The following is a 15,476-nucleotide window of genomic DNA, read 5'->3' on the forward strand; positions in this document are numbered from 1 at the left end:
GCCTCCTTACTGGGGATAACATCAAGCACTCCTATGCTCATTCGCATAACGAAAGCGTGGGCATTTGGCCCACGCTTGGCTGAGTTATCGACGTTTTTCTATATTTATAGTACCATACTATTCCCTTTTTAGCAAACAAGCCTATTTCCTGCAAACAAAAAGTATTATTTTTATATTTTCGTTGTTCTGAAAGTAATATTTAGGGTATTAATGCTGTAAGGGAAATCGATTATTTCGATCGCAATCAGGCTACTCTTAACATTCGTTATGACTCACACTTTAACCATTACTCCTATCATGTGTAGGTGGTCGGCGTGCAGCCCTAAAAAAGTTTAGGAGGGTCTCTATGAAAAAATGGTTAGTTGGTTTTATTTTACTTTTTTCACTCCTTAGTATCTCTACCTCACAAACGCTCCATGCCTCGGCAGCAACAACACATCTCACCTATGAATATGTAGATTACGCAGAATTGACGGCAGCAGAAAAAGTCAAGATATCCCCAAAAAACCGTTGATTTCTGCCACCCATGAGAACGAAACATATCAACTTGTGTATCAAAAACAAGGAAGCACTGCTGGTACAAATCAAAATGGCCACCATCTCTTACCAGCTACGGGAGACAGCACACGCTCTCTTCCATTGCTTATTTTTAGCTTGGTTTTCATCGTCTCTGCTTTATTCATTGGACTGCGGAAAGGAAAATGGTTCCATTTTCTGCTTGCTTTCGTTGTTTTCTCCAGTCTCTTTTTTATCAGTCCAGTTGCTGATGCAGAGAAAACTTCCTCTATAAAATCAGCTACATCCGCATCGGTTCCGCAAAATCAACCCTTCACCCATCAACCAGAAAAAATAAACGGTTTTGATTATGTTGGCTATATCCCGATATTTAATAGTGACAAAGACACAGCTGCACCTGTTACGATCAACTATGTGGATGAAAATGGCAAACATATTCATGACCCCCAAACACTGAAGGGCGAATACGGAGCGAAATACGATGCTTCTACTACTGCCTATAAATTGAAAATCAATGGTTATACATTGGATGTAGACAAATTGCCAAATAATGCGACAGGTACTTTTTCAAATAAATCACAAACCGTTACTTATATATACAAAAAGAACCCAGTCACAGCTGCAGGTATCACCGTTTGTTATGTCGATGAAAACGGGGTAGAAATCCATGCCGCTCAAACTTTGAAAGGAAATATCGGCGAAGCATTTGATGTCTCTACTTCCAAGTACAAATTGATCATTGATGGTTATACATTGGATCAAGATCGTTTACCAACTAATACAACTGGCACATTGACGGATCAACCACAATATGAGCAAGATCCTGTTCCTGCCGGCGATGTCACCATTCGCTATGTTGATGGTGACGGCAATACGATCCATGATGCTAAAACTATAAGCGGGAATGTCGGGGATAACTATGATGCCTCCACTTCTGAGTATAAACTTGCAATCGACGGCTATACGCTAGACCAAACTCAATTGCCTACTAATGCAACTGGCACATTGACAGATCAGCCGCAAACGGTCACTTATGTGTATGAGCAAGATCCTGTTCCTGCTGGCGATGTCACCATTCGCTACATTGACGGTGACGGCAATACGATCCATGATGCTAAAACTATCAGCGGAAATGTCGGGGATAACTATGATGCCTCCACTTCTGAGTATAAACTTGCAATCGACGGCTATACGCTAGACCAAACTCAATTGCCTACTAATGCAACTGGCACATTGACAGATCAGCCGCAAACGGTCACTTATGTGTATGAGGCCGAAGATGCTACTATTACGATCAGATTTACGGATGTAAACGGCAATCCTTACCAAGCATATGACTTGACCACGTTTGGCGATGGAAGCCTCTCTGCGGAATATCCAAATCTAGAACAATACAGTTATCAATTAGATTATGATCAATCCATTCATCTACAAAACAGCACGATTCCAGATATAACTGTGCCTACAAAAATCGGTGACAGCTATACCCTTCCTGATAAAGTAAGATTTTATATCTTGGATCCAAATGGGAACCGTGTAGAGGAATTACATTATTACGATGAAAATAGTGCTGGTCACGAGATCTTTAGTTTAAGTAATGGCAGTAGAGTCCCCACTAATGTTAGTGGGACAGTCACACAACCAAATACTGTTATCACTTACACGCTCTCCACAGATGTTGGTTTCATACCAGAACCATAAAATTCATTCGACCAAGAAAAGATTGCATGCAGACCAATTTAAAGCCAGAAGGCCAAGTTAGATTTAAGCTAACTTGGCCTTCTGGCTCTTTTTAAATGATCAAAATAAGGATAGTTGATTTTGATCTGGCAGACCTTCCAAACAACCTTGATCATCCAAGTATTGAATAATTGTTTTTGAAACTTTTCCGCGTTGTTGCAAGTCCTCTTTCGATAAAAACTCACCATTTTCACGAGCTGCAACGATTTGCTTAGCAACGTTGGTCCCTAAGCTTGGAACAGCATTGAATGGCGGGATAAGTGCATCACCATCGATAATGAATTCATCTGCGGATGATTTGTAAAGATCCACTTTTTTGAAATGATAACCACGTGCTAGCATTTCATTGGCGATTTCAAGAACAGTAAGCAGGTTTTTTTCTTTGGTAGAAGCTTCCATTCCCTTGCTATTGATTTCTTTCATTTGTGCTTTGACCGCTTCCCGACCATTGACCATCGCGGTCAGATCGAAATCGTCTGCACGAACGGTGAAGTAAGTAGCATAGAAAAACAGTGGATGATGGACTTTGAAATAAGCGATCCGAACAGCCATTAGAACATAAGCTGCTGCATGGGCTTTCGGGAACATATATTTGATTTTTTTACAAGAATCGATGTACCAATCCGGCACCTTATTCTCGATCATCGCTTGTTCCATTTCTTCTGTTAAGCCTTTCCCTTTACGGACAGATTCCATGATCTTAAAGGCTAAAGAACTTTCAAGTCCTTGATAGATCAGGAACACCATGATATCATCCCGACAACCGATAACATCCGGTAATTCACAGATCTTATTTTTGATCAATTCTTCTGCATTTCCAAGCCATACATCAGTACCATGCGATAATCCGGAGATCTGAACGAGTTCTGAGAAAGTCGTCGGTTTTGTTTGTTCCAACATTTGTCGGACAAAGCGCGTCCCGAATTCTGGGATCCCAAGTGTACCTGTTTTCGAGTCGATATCTTCTGGTTTTACACCAAGCGATTCAGTGGAGCCGAATAATTTCATCACTTCTTCATCATCAGTTGGGATCGTTTTTGGATCGATACCGCTTAGATCCTGTAGCATCCGGATAGCGGTCGGATCATCGTGTCCCAGAATATCGAGTTTCAATACATTGTCATGAATCGAGTGGAAATCAAAGTGGGTCGTTTTCCATTCAGAATCAGTGGCATCTGCTGGGAATTGGACTGGCGAAAAATCATAAACATCCATGTAATCCGGAATAACAATGATACCTCCCGGATGCTGTCCTGTCGTTCGTTTTACTCCTGTACAACCAGCCACTAGCCGATCAACTTCTGCGCCGCGGATCGTGAGACCATTATCGCGTTCATAACCGCGGACGAAACCAAAGGCAGTTTTTTCGGCAACTGTTCCGATCGTTCCAGCGCGATAAACATAATCTTCCCCGAAGAGTTCTTTGGTATAGGCATGGGCGACGGGTTGGTATTCGCCTGAAAAGTTCAAATCGATATCGGGAACTTTATCCCCCTTGAATCCAAGGAAAGTTTCAAACGGAATATCCTGTCCTTCCTTTTGATATTCTGCTCCGCAATGCGGACATTTTTTATCCGGTAAATCAAAACCAGAACCGATCGAGCCGTCATCAAAGAACTCGGCATGTTTACATTCTGGACATAAATAATGTGGCGCTAATGGATTTACTTCGGTGATCTCCATCATCGTGGCGACTAGAGAAGAACCAACTGATCCCCGTGAACCAACCAAATAACCATCGATCAGTGATTTTTTAACCAACTTATGCGAAATCAAGTAGATAACGGAGAAACCGTGTCCGATAATACTTTTCAGTTCTTTTTCAAGCCTTGCTTCAACGATCTCCGGCAAATTTTCTCCATAAAGATGATGCGCCATGTCGTAGCTCATATTCCTTACTTCATCTTCGGCTCCTTCGATCTTCGGTGTGTAAAGTTCGTCTTTGATCGGTTTGACGTCTTCGATCCAATCAGCGACCAAATTAGAATTTGTCACAACGATCTCTTCTGCTTTTTCCTCGCCAAGAAAGGCAAACTCTTCCAGCATTTCGCTTGTCGAACGGAAATGGACTTCTGGAAGTTCGGCGCGGTTCAGCGGGTTAGCCCCACCTTGCGAGAAAATCAAGATTTTGCGATAAATTTTGTCATGTGGATCTTTATAATGGACATTTCCCGTCGCAACAACTGGTTTTCCTGTTTTCTCGCCTACTTTTACGATATTTTTGATGATCTCTTCTAACGCCTTTTCATCGCGTACTAATTCGCGTTCGATCAATGGTGCATAGACTGGTTTGGGCTGCACTTCGATAAAGTCGTAAAATTCGGCCACACGCTCTGCTTCCTGCATCCCTTTTTGCATCATCGCTTCGAATAGTTCCCCTTGGTTGCAGGCAGTTCCGATGATCAAGCCTTCTCGCAGTTTTTTAAGCTGCGAACGCGGGATTCGTGGTACACGGAAGAAATAATTGATATTCGACTGTGAAATCAGCTTGAATAGGTTTTTCAAGCCAACTGCATTTTGTGCATAGATTGTTGCGTGGAAAGGTCGTGCTCGTTTATAAGCCTCGCCTTCTCCCATATAGTTATTCAATTGATTGTGGTTGGTGATCTCGTGCATCTCATTCGCATCTTTGATCAGTTTCCAAGCCAAATAAGCAGTCGCTTCCGCATCGAAAACGGCACGGTGATGTTGTTCTAATACAATATTAAATTTCTTTGTCAATGTGTTCAAACGGTGATTTTTAAAGTGCGGGTATAGAAAACGTGCTAATTCTAGTGTATCGATAACGGCATTTTCTGCTTTATCGATTCCTGCTTTGGAATACGCTGTGTTCAAGAACCCCATATCAAAGGATGCGTTGTGCGCAACAAGGACAGCATCGCCGCACCACTCTTTAAACCGCTTTAAAACGGTTTCGATATCGTCCGAACCTTTCAGCATATCATCAGTGATCCCTGTTAAATTAATGATTGTTGCCGAGAGTGGACGCCCAGGATCGATAAAAGACTCAAATGTATCGACGACTTGTCCGTTCTCCATTTTTACAGCCGCAAGTTCAATGATCGTATCGTAAACAGCTGATAGACCAGTGGTTTCGACATCAAAAACAACGTAGGTCGCTTCCTTTAAATCAATAGACTGATCATTATACGCAATCGGAACACCGTCATCAATCAAATTTGCTTCTACCCCGTAAATTACTTTTAAACCGTATTTTTTACCAGCATTATAAGCTTCCGGGAAAGACTGCACTGCAGCATGATCCGTTATGGCGATTGCCTTATGTCCCCAATCAGCCGCTTGTTTGAACAAACTATCTACCGAGCTGGTCGCATCCATTTGGCTCATTGGCGTATGCAAATGCAATTCCACACGTTTGTTTTCCGCGGTATCTGGGCGCATTTCGCCTTTGATCTCATTAATATCTTGCGCCATCATGATCAAATCACGGACAAAGGTATCATTTTGGACACTGCCTCGGACTTTTACCCACATTCCCTTTTTCATTTGGGCAAACATCGCAGCATCCTCATTATCCCGGGAAAACATTTTGATAATGATCGAGCTAGTATAATCAGTGATCTTAAATTGCAGCAAACTTCTTCCGCTGCGAAGTTCACGTATTTCAGTGGCAAAAACATAGCCTTGCACGGTTATGCGCCGTTCTTCATCATAAATATCACCAAGACGTTTAATTTCTTCATCGTCTTTGATCTTATAGCCGATTTGGAATGGTCCTGTTTTGATTGCAAGATCGCCATTTTGTACTTCAGACTGTCGTTTTTGCATGACTTCCACCGCTTTGGCAGCATTGGCAGCATCTTCCGCTTCCTTCGCTTCTGCAAATGCTTTGAAAGCCTCAGTCTCTGATTGATCTAGTTTCTTTACTTTCAATGCTAATCGCGGGAAGCCCATTCTTCCATAGCTTTCCAATAAGGTAGCTTGAAAGCGTTGCTTGATCGTATCTTCTTCCATATCATTATGCACCGCGATCTGAATAAAATGCGGTTCCACAAATTCTGGTTTTTGATTTAAAAGCAGTTGGCCGATCATGGGCGACTGCTTGAAGATCGGTTCGACGATCATATTCCAGTAAGACTGGATCAATTCTTCGGATAATTGGCTGTCAGCAGTTTGCAGTTTAAGTGTTGTTGCAGCGATCTCCCGAAATGTTTGTGTAATACCTAGATCCAACATTTGGAAAAAATCTGCTGGCAATATACGCGGAGCATCGATATGAAATTCCCAGCTTTTATTTGTTTTATCAGCCACTAATTTGTCGATTTTCATTTCATCCGTGAAATCTTGATAAGTCGTCAGTTCTGATAAGCCGATCTGTTGTAAGAGCAGCTTAAAACGTTCTTTTTTTTCATTTTCTGAGGCAGCCATCTCTGTCACTCCTTTTTCATCGGCATAAGACGAATTATTTCTAAAGCCAGATGATCTCCAAAAAAGCTGGAAAGCATCTGGCATCTATAATGTCCTGTTATCTAAATAAAATTGGTAATGTGTTCAGCAGTTCTTCTTTTTTCACTTCGATCATTTCGCCTGTTTTACGAATTTTCACTTCTACGATTCCCTCATCAGCTTTTTTACCTACTGTGATACGAATCGGCAAACCGATTAGATCAGCGTCGGCGAACTTGACGCCGGCACGTTCTGCACGATCATCGAATAAGACGGTAAATCCAGATTCTTGTAGGGAAACATATAGTTCTTCCGCGAAAGAAGCCTGCTCTTCGTTTTTCATATTGACTGGGATCAAATGCAGATCAAACGGGCTGATTTCACGATCCCAGACCAGACCATTTTCATCGGCATTTTGTTCGGCGATCGCAGAAAGCACACGCGAAACGCCGATTCCGTAGCAACCCATGATGATTGGATTAGCACGTCCGTTTTCATCCAAGAAGTTAGCTTTCATCGCGTCACTATATTTCGTTCCTAGTTTAAAGATGTGGCCTACTTCGATTCCTTCCGCAAATCGAATAACTCCTTCGCCATCTGGAGAAAGGTCGCCTTCTTGGATCATTCGTAGATCCAAGAAGTTGGAAACTGTAAAATCTCGATCCAGGTTAACATTTTTATAGTGATAGCCATTTTCATTAGCACCCACTACGCTATTTGTCATATCACGGACAGCATTATCTGCAAGGATCTTGGTTCCTTCCGGTAGGCCGATTGGTCCCAGTGATCCGAAATCAGCACCAAACAATGCTTTGGCAGCCTCTTCGGAAGCGATTTCCACTGTTGTTGCATCCAATGCGTTTTTGATTTTCACATCGTTTACTTCATGGTCCCCTCGCACAAGCGCCACTACGACTTCTTCATCTACTTGGTAAACAAGTGTTTTGATCGTTTTTTCGATCGGCACTTCTAAATACGTTACGACTTCTGCGATCGAACGCTGATCCGGTGTAGCCACTTTTTCTAGGTCTGCCAGTAATTCGTGCGATTTCTTTTCCATATAAAGAACAGGCGCCATTTCGATATTAGCTGCGTAATCCGACGTATCACTGTATGCGATCGTATCCTCGCCAATTGCTGATAAAGCCATAAATTCTTTGGTTTCTTTTCCGCCAATTGAACCAGAATCAGCAATTACCGCACGGAAATCAAGCCCGCAACGCGTAAAGATATTGGAATAAGCGGTATACATATCTTGATAGGTTTTATCCAAGCTCTCAAGGTCAGCGTGAAAGGAATAGGCATCCTTCATGATAAATTCGCGCCCACGGAGCAAACCAAAGCGCGGACGTTTTTCATCCCGGAACTTTGTTTGAATCTGATAAAGTGTCAGTGGTAAACGCTTGTATGATTTGATCTCATCGCGCAGCAATGCAGTGATCACTTCTTCGTGGGTCGGACCAAGAGCGAAATCTCGATTGTTACGGTCTTTCAGACGCATGAGTTCCGGACCATAATCCGCCCAACGTCCTGATTCTTCCCATAATTCAGCGGGTTGTAATGCCGGCATCAAAATTTCCGATGCACCTACTTTATTTAATTCCTCGCGAATAATTCGTTCGATATTTCGTAATGTTAATGTTGCAAGCGGTAAATAACTATAAACACCACTGGCAGTTTGTCTAATAAAACCCGCACGTAAAAGCAGTTGGTGATTTTTCACTTCAGCATCTGCTGGTACCTCTTTTAACGTCGGAATAAATGTCATTGACTGACGCATGTTCACACCCCATTTTTTTGTTAGCTAACTTTTTAAAAGAAGGCTCGCTGGATATCGTTCCAGGTCACCAATATCATTAGGATCATCAGTAAAGCAAATCCGACAAAATGAATAATTCCCTCTTTTTTCGGATCGACCGGTTTTCTTCTGATCAATTCATACAAGAAAAATAATAATCTTCCGCCATCTAGTGCCGGTAAAGGCAGCAAGTTGACGATCCCTAAGTTGATACTCAGAGCGGCTGTCCAATTTAGTACGGTCAAGAAGCCGTAGTGGACGACTTGTTGCGTGCTGGTATAGATACCAACTGGTCCATTCAGCATATTCAAGGAGAATCCGCCTGTAATCATATTGCCCAGGATCGTAAAGATTTGTTTGATCCAAAAGATCGTTTGCGTAACGCCATGCGTGATTTTAGCTCCAAAAGAATGATCGATCGGAACCTCCGCACCAATCCTACCGATCTCTTTGCCATCTGCTTTTACTTTTTCCGGCGTAACAGCGATAGTTTGATCGTTCCCGCTTCGTTTGATGTCAAAAGCGACTTGCTTGTCTGGATGTTTCGCGATCTCTGTAACGACCGCCTGCCAATCTTTTGTTTTTTTACCATCGATCGCAAGGACTTTATCGCCTTGTTTCAAGCCCGCGGCTGCTGCCGGGCTTTTTGGCGTGATCTTGCCAAGTTCGTTATCTTGTTTCACGACACCGCCTTGTGCAAAGGCTAAAATCGTGAAGATCAAAACTGAAAGAACAAAGTTGAATAGCGGACCGGCAAAAATCGTGATTGCGCGTTTGCCAAGCGATTTCGCGCCAAACGTGCGTTCATAAGGAACGATCTGCTCTTCTAATTTACCGTCGATAAGCGTTGCATCTGCTTGGATCGAATAGCGAACCAATTTCGTTTCGTCATAATCTTCATAGCCTTCAATAAAAAGGTTCTTCTGCAGATCACTCGCTGATACTTCTAAAGGTTGCGCGTTCACGTACTGATCGCGTCCACTAACGATGATCTTGGTAACTTTTTCATCTGGTGAAAGTTCTAAGCCAACTCTGGTACCTGGCTTTAATTCTAAAGATTCACCGTCTTCCCCCGCCATACGAACAAAACCACCAATCGGCAAAAGACGAATCGTATATTGGGTTTCTTTTTTTCGGTAAGCAAATATTTTCGGTCCAAAACCGATCGAAAAATCTTTCACCATGATGCCTGATAGTTTCGCAAATAAGAAATGACCAAATTCATGAAAAAAGACAATCAGACCAAAGACAAATATAAACGCAATGATAGTTATCAAATAAATTCACCTCTAAAATAGTGTTTTCACGTAAGCTCTCGTTTCTTTGTCAACTTCCAAAATCGTTTCCAAATTTGGTGAATCGATTACTTGATGATTGTGGATCGCATTTTCAACCAATGCTTCGATATTATGAAAAGCAACTTGGCCATTCAAGAAACCTGCCACTGCGATCTCATTAGCAGCATTCAAGACTGTTGTCATCGTGCCACCAATTTTCCCAGCATCGATCGCCAATCGCAGCGCTGGAAACCGCTGATAATCTAATTTTTCAAAATGCAGTGCAGTCAAACTCGTGATATCGAATTCGGAATCGAAATGCAAGGGTGCTCTTTCTGGATACGTCAGTGCGTACTGGATCGGCACCCGCATATCCACTGCTCCAAGCTGTGCCATAATACTACCACCTGCGAATTGGACCATGGAATGCACGATGCTTTCGCGGTGGATAACAACATCTATATTATCATATGGAATCCCATATAGCCAATAGGCTTCGATTACTTCGAGGCCTTTATTGAACATTGTCGCTGAGTCGATCGTCAGCTTATTTCCCATGTGCCAATTCGGATGTTGCAATGCTTCTTTTACCGTAACGCGTCTAAGCTCTTCCCGCGTTTTATCGCGAAAACTGCCACCGCTTGCCGTTAAGATCAGTTTTTCCACATACTGATTATTTTCGCCTTGCAAACACTGGAAAATGGCCGAGTGTTCACTATCTACCGGCAGTAGTGTCACGCCCTTACGTTTGCTGGCTTCCGTAATAAGATGTCCCGCTGTAACTAATGTTTCTTTATTGGCGATCGCGATTTGTTTACCGGCTTCGATCGCATCAAGCGTTGGTAATAAACCAACGCTTCCAATAACTGCTGTGAGGACAACATCGCCATTTGGATGAACCGCTACTTCGCGCAGTCCTTCCATTCCGTATACGAATTTGATTTCCGGGAATTCACTGGCTAATGTTTCTGCATCCGCTTTATTTTGAACACTTACTAATGTGGGGCGAAATTCTTGGATGATTTTTCTTCCTAATAGAATGTTGCCGCCAAATGATAGAGCGACAACTTGAAAAAGATCCGGATGTTCTCTAATGACCTCTAGTGTCTGGGTGCCAATCGAACCTGTTGCTCCAAGTAAAATAATTTTTTTCATTTTTCATCGCTCCATTTAGATAATTTGAAGTATATGTAATAGCGGCAATACAAAAAGCAAACTATCAAACCGGTCTAAGATCCCGCCATGACCTGGCAGTATTTTCCCGGAGTCTTTCACATCGTAATAGCGTTTCAGTGCTGATTCCACTAAGTCGCCCAATTGTCCGAAGACAGAAAGAATAATGAGTAGGATAAGTATCAATACCCAGCTGATACCTAGATCAGCAAAGTAATAAAAACCACCCGCGATAACAACTGCACAAACGATTCCACCGACAAAACCAGCAACTGTTTTATTCGGGCTGACATGTGGCGCCAGTTTAGCTTTCCCGATCGCGCGTCCGATGAAATACGCACCTGTATCCGTCGACCAAACGATCAATAGTGCAAAAATAACGTAGCTTAGCCCTGCCTCTCTTGTTGGTGCAAGATAATGGAAGCCAAAACCTACATAAAAAGCGGCGATAAAAACAACACCTGCTTGATCAAAATGAAATTTGTTTTTAGAAAAAACAGTATAAGCTAAAAGCAATGCAACTAGTAAAAACAAGATTTCCCATTTTGTGATATAAAGATCTTTCAGCCAATCGAGATAATGATCCGGCACAGTAACGAGCCACATCAACAGAAAGGCTAACACACCATTTACTGAAAAAACGGTTTGTTTTGCCATTTTAAGCACTTCATACATGGCGATCGTTGCCAGTAGAATGCTCATCATCTCAAATGGCAGGTCCCCGATCCACACAAATGGTAAAAAAACAATCAATGCTACAACCGCTGTGATAATTCGTGTTTTCAATTCCCTTTTCCTCCTATAGACCGCCGTAACGGCGAGACCTCTGTTGGTATTCCATGATTGCCTTCGTCAAGTCGTCTTCTGAAAAATCCGGCCAATGTGTTTCCGTAAAATAAAATTCGCTGTACGCAAGTTGCCATAACATAAAATTACTTAAGCGTAGTTCTCCGCTGGTTCGAATCAATAGATCGGGATCGCCAAGACCATTGCTCATCAAATGCGCTTCAATGTCTTCTTCATTCAGACTGTCGATGCTCTTCCCTTGTTTCAGCATTTCTGTTGCTGCTGCTTTCATCGCAGAAACGATCTCTGACCGGCCGCCATAATTGAGCGCAAAATTCAGTGTTAAGCCATCGCAGTGAGCGGTATCCCGAATCGCATTCTCCACTGCTTGCAGCGTGTGGGCTGGCAGGTTTTCACGATAGCCCATCACATTGATGCGAACATTATGGTCGATCAGATCGGGAACGAAAGTATCAAAGAACTCTACAGGCAGTTTCATTAAGAAATCCACCTCTTCTTCCGGTCGTTTCCAATTTTCCGTAGAAAAAGCATAGAGCGTCAATACGTCGATTTTCAATCTGCTTGCAAATTTCGTGATCCGTTTGACTACTTCCATGCCTTCTTTGTGTCCGGCTATCCGCGGCAAAAATCGCTTTTTTGCCCATCTGCCATTGCCGTCCATAATGATCGCAATGTGTTTCGGCATCGGCAATTCATTGGAAAGCTCTATATTTATCAAATCGTCTTGTCGAAATAACTTTTTAAACATTTCATATCCTCCAATTAGAGAATGCTTCATCACTATCTTTTTGAGCGTTTCGTGCTACGCCACTTTTTCTCAAAGCATGTCTAACCCTATCATACCAAAAATCTAGTGATTAATGTACTAAAAATTTGCTGTGATCCATTAGAGTTCTATGAGAAATCTAAAAAAGAAAAAGCATTCCCTTCCCATTATTTAATGGAAAGAAACCGGAATGCTTTACGGTGATCAATTGTTTGCTTCTCAGGACCACGTCTATCTGTTTAGATTAAACTTCCATGATTTCTGCTTCTTTATTTTTCGCGATTTCGTCAATGCGTTTGATGCTTTCATCTGTGATCGCTTGAACGTCTTCTCCGTAAGAACGAAGATCGTCTTCTGTTATCTCGCCACTCTTCTCTAGTTTTTTCAACTCTTCATTGGCATCACGGCGAATGTTACGAATCGCTACTTTTGCTTCTTCTGCTTCTTTTTTCACTTCTTTTACAAGTTCGCGACGGCGTTCTTCTGTTGGTTGTGGGATCGATAAGCGTAGAACTGTACCATCATTATTTGGGGATAGCCCAAGATCTGATTTTAAGATCGCTTTTTCCACATCTTCCAAACTATTTTTATCAAATGGTGTGATCACAAGGAGGCGTGCTTCTGGGATGCTGATCGATGCGATTTGATTGATCGGTGTTGGTGCACCGTAATAATCTACTGTGATACGGTCAAGCAAAGAAGCGTTTGCCCGTCCGGCACGGATAGTTCCCAATTGTTTACTTAATGAATGTTCCGCTTTTTCCATTCTTGCTTTTGATTGTGTGATAACTTCGTTTGACATTTTTATTTCCCCCTGACAGTTGTACCGATTTTTTCACCTAAAATAACACGTTTGACATTATTGTCCTTCTCTTCAAACGAAAAGACAATAAGTGGGATATCATTATCCATGCTAAGCGACGAAGCGGTAGAGTCCATCACTTGCAGTCCTTCTTTGATAACATCTAAATAGGAAAGTTCTTCATATTTAACAGCGTTAGCATCTAATTTCGGATCTGCATTGTAAACGCCATCCACATTGTTCTTCGCCATTAAAATCACGTCTGCTTCAATTTCTGCTGCCCGAAGCGCTGCAGTTGTATCTGTCGAGAAATATGGATTTCCCGTACCACCAGCGAAGATTACGACACGTCCTTTTTCCAAGTGTCTGATTGCTTTCCGGCGAATATAAGGTTCAGCGATTTGGCGCATATCGATAGAAGTTTGTACACGTGTTGCTACCCCAATATTTTCCAAGGAATCTTGAAGAGATAAGGAATTCATGACCGTTGCAAGCATTCCCATATAATCTGCTGCTGCACGATCCATTCCCATCTCGCTGCCTAATTTGCCGCGCCAGATATTTCCGCCTCCAACGACGATGGCAACTTCTACACCTAGTTCCACTACTTCTTTTACCTGTGCTGAAATCGAATTGACAACACCTGGGTTGATTCCAAAACCATCTGTTCCAGCAAGGGCTTCACCACTTAATTTTAATACTACACGTTTGTATTTCGGGGTATCCATAATAACCTCCATTTTTATAATCTACTACATAGATAAGGCTACGCTCTATCCATCGTATCTATTTTACTAAAAAAAAAGCATTAGCAAAAGCATTTTACTTAAAAAAGTTGAATTAACTTTACATGTCCTTTTTTATTTTAACAGAATAAACGTATTTTTGCGCACATAATACAGAAGAAAATGATATTCGCAGATGTCATTGTGATGACAGCGTATTTGTGGTGTAGATGTCATGCTTCTCCAACTCCGTTTCTAAAAAGCGAACATTCAATGTTATATTATTCATTAAAATACATTATTTTTATCACATATCGCACGCCGAAGAAAATGAAAAGGGTTACTTTGCTCAATATTTACCATAATTAATATAATTTACATAAAAACACGAACTATCCATCGAAAATTTACAATAAAAAACTGGCTATCTCTTTTAAATTTTGGTAAGATTTGAGTAGTGATTTTATTACATAAAATTACATAGTTGTAATGGGAAAGAAATCTTTCCTACATTCCAAAGGGGGAAATTTATTCATGAATAGTTTCAAAAAGGCAACCATTATGGCGCTTGGATTAATCCTTGCCATCGTGCTGACAGCATGTGGAGGCGACAAACAAGCAAGCAGCAAAGACGGCTATGAGCCGAAAGAGTTAAAGGTGCAGTTTGTTCCATCGCAATCCGCAGAAACGCTTGAAGCAAAAGCAAAACCTTTAGAAAAACTATTGTCTGATCAACTGGATATTCCAGTAAAAGTAAGTGTCTCAACAGATTATAATACAATCATCGAAGCTATGGACTCAAAACAAGTCGATGTAGGTTTCCTACCTCCAAATGCTTATGTTTTAGCACATGAACAAAGCAATGCAAAAGTGCTTCTTCAAGCAGAACGTTTCGGTATCAAACAACCAGGCGGAAAATCGACAGATAAATTAACAGACTCTTACCGTTCGATGGTAATTGTCAAAAAAGGCAGCAAAATCAAAGACTTGAAAGATCTGAAAGGTAAAAAAATCGCGACGCAAGACGTAACTTCTTCTGCCGGCTATGTATGGCCAGTTGCAGAAATGAAAAAAGCTGGTGTCGATATTGAAAAAGACGGCATCAAGACAGTACAAGTCAAAGGCCATGACCAAGCCGTTCTTTCCGTATTGAATGGTGACGTGGACGCCGCTTTTGTCTTTGAAGATGCTCGTAATACAGTAGCAAAAGATGTTCCAGATATCTTTGACAAAGTAGTTCCCGTTTATTTCACAAAACCGATTCCCAACGATACAATCACTGTCCGTTCGGATATGAGCAAAAAATGGGATAAAAAAATCCAAGATGCTTTTATCAAAATCGGTAAATCGAAAAAAGGCCACGATATCATTTCTTCTGTTTATTCTCATGAAGGCTATAAAAAATCAAAAGACAGCAACTTTGATATCGTTCGTGAATACGCTAAAGAAGTCGGTCAATGATAAC

At 41.6% G+C, this 15,476-nt stretch carries 11 protein-coding genes; 3 read left to right on the forward strand and 8 right to left on the reverse strand.

Annotated elements, in window-relative coordinates:
* The first annotated feature begins 346 nt into the window (after positions 1–346).
* Positions 347–514 carry a hypothetical protein gene (locus HMPREF0556_RS13400; RefSeq protein WP_003756100.1) on the forward strand — a complete coding sequence of 56 codons (168 nt, stop codon included), beginning with the start codon at positions 347–349 and terminating at the stop codon, positions 512–514.
* A 35-nt stretch (positions 515–549) separates the two neighbouring features.
* Positions 550–2,217, forward strand: a complete 1,668-nt coding sequence (locus tag HMPREF0556_RS12995) for a MucBP domain-containing protein (RefSeq protein ID WP_139028047.1) — start codon at positions 550–552, stop codon at positions 2,215–2,217.
* A gap of 99 nt (positions 2,218–2,316) precedes the next feature.
* Here the strand turns inward: HMPREF0556_RS12995 and HMPREF0556_RS04865 are convergent, their stop codons facing one another.
* The 8 genes from HMPREF0556_RS04865 to pyrH all read right to left on the reverse strand — a co-directional run bounded on the left by HMPREF0556_RS04865 (position 2,317) and on the right by pyrH (position 14,014).
* Positions 2,317–6,645, reverse strand: a complete 4,329-nt coding sequence (locus HMPREF0556_RS04865) for a PolC-type DNA polymerase III (RefSeq protein ID WP_040486483.1) — start codon at positions 6,643–6,645, stop codon at positions 2,317–2,319.
* Between the two features lie 97 nt (positions 6,646–6,742).
* Positions 6,743–8,443 (reverse strand): proline--tRNA ligase, encoded by a 1,701-nt coding sequence (locus HMPREF0556_RS04870; RefSeq protein ID WP_003756106.1) that lies wholly within the window; start codon positions 8,441–8,443, stop codon positions 6,743–6,745.
* A 32-nt stretch (positions 8,444–8,475) separates the two neighbouring features.
* Complete coding sequence (gene rseP, locus HMPREF0556_RS04875; protein ID WP_003756107.1) at positions 8,476–9,738, reverse strand: RIP metalloprotease RseP; 1,263 nt, start codon at positions 9,736–9,738, stop codon at positions 8,476–8,478.
* Between the two features lie 12 nt (positions 9,739–9,750).
* The gene (locus tag HMPREF0556_RS04880; RefSeq protein ID WP_003756109.1) at positions 9,751–10,893 is read right to left on the reverse strand and encodes a 1-deoxy-D-xylulose-5-phosphate reductoisomerase; all 1,143 of its coding nucleotides are present in this window, start codon (positions 10,891–10,893) and stop codon (positions 9,751–9,753) included.
* A 15-nt stretch (positions 10,894–10,908) separates the two neighbouring features.
* Positions 10,909–11,697: a phosphatidate cytidylyltransferase gene (locus tag HMPREF0556_RS04885; protein ID WP_003756110.1), complete on the reverse strand. Its 789-nt coding sequence runs from the start codon at positions 11,695–11,697 to the stop codon at positions 10,909–10,911.
* A gap of 13 nt (positions 11,698–11,710) precedes the next feature.
* Entirely contained in the window at positions 11,711–12,466 is a 756-nt protein-coding gene (locus HMPREF0556_RS04890) for an isoprenyl transferase (protein WP_040486484.1), read from the reverse strand.
* 262 nt (positions 12,467–12,728) lie between these two features.
* Positions 12,729–13,286, reverse strand: a complete 558-nt coding sequence (gene frr / locus HMPREF0556_RS04895) for a ribosome recycling factor (RefSeq protein ID WP_003756113.1) — start codon at positions 13,284–13,286, stop codon at positions 12,729–12,731.
* 2 nt (positions 13,287–13,288) lie between these two features.
* Positions 13,289–14,014 carry a UMP kinase gene (pyrH, locus tag HMPREF0556_RS04900; RefSeq protein WP_040486485.1) on the reverse strand — a complete coding sequence of 242 codons (726 nt, stop codon included), beginning with the start codon at positions 14,012–14,014 and terminating at the stop codon, positions 13,289–13,291.
* Positions 14,015–14,545: 531 nt separating this feature from the next.
* Between pyrH and HMPREF0556_RS04905 the strand changes: the two genes are divergently transcribed.
* Complete coding sequence (locus HMPREF0556_RS04905; RefSeq protein ID WP_040486486.1) at positions 14,546–15,472, forward strand: phosphate/phosphite/phosphonate ABC transporter substrate-binding protein; 927 nt, start codon at positions 14,546–14,548, stop codon at positions 15,470–15,472.
* Positions 15,473–15,476: the final 4 nt, after the last annotated feature.

The organism is Listeria grayi DSM 20601 (genome assembly GCF_000148995.1).
Taxonomy (GTDB): domain Bacteria; phylum Bacillota; class Bacilli; order Lactobacillales; family Listeriaceae; genus Listeria; species Listeria grayi.

Excerpts from the sequence above, each read along its gene's own strand:
- frr (WP_003756113.1), bottom strand. The coding sequence starts at position 13,286 with ATGTCAAACGAAGTTATCACACAATCAAAAGCAAGAATGGAAAAAGCG.
- HMPREF0556_RS04890 (WP_040486484.1), bottom strand. The coding sequence starts at position 12,466 with ATGTTTAAAAAGTTATTTCGACAAGACGATTTGATAAATATAGAGCTT.
- HMPREF0556_RS04905 (WP_040486486.1), top strand. The coding sequence starts at position 14,546 with ATGAATAGTTTCAAAAAGGCAACCATTATGGCGCTTGGATTAATCCTT.
- HMPREF0556_RS13400 (WP_003756100.1), top strand. The coding sequence starts at position 347 with ATGAAAAAATGGTTAGTTGGTTTTATTTTACTTTTTTCACTCCTTAGT.
- HMPREF0556_RS04865 (WP_040486483.1), bottom strand. The coding sequence starts at position 6,645 with ATGGCTGCCTCAGAAAATGAAAAAAAAGAACGTTTTAAGCTGCTCTTA.
- HMPREF0556_RS04870 (WP_003756106.1), bottom strand. The coding sequence starts at position 8,443 with ATGCGTCAGTCAATGACATTTATTCCGACGTTAAAAGAGGTACCAGCA.
- HMPREF0556_RS04880 (WP_003756109.1), bottom strand. The coding sequence starts at position 10,893 with ATGAAAAAAATTATTTTACTTGGAGCAACAGGTTCGATTGGCACCCAG.
- pyrH (WP_040486485.1), bottom strand. The coding sequence starts at position 14,014 with ATGGATACCCCGAAATACAAACGTGTAGTATTAAAATTAAGTGGTGAA.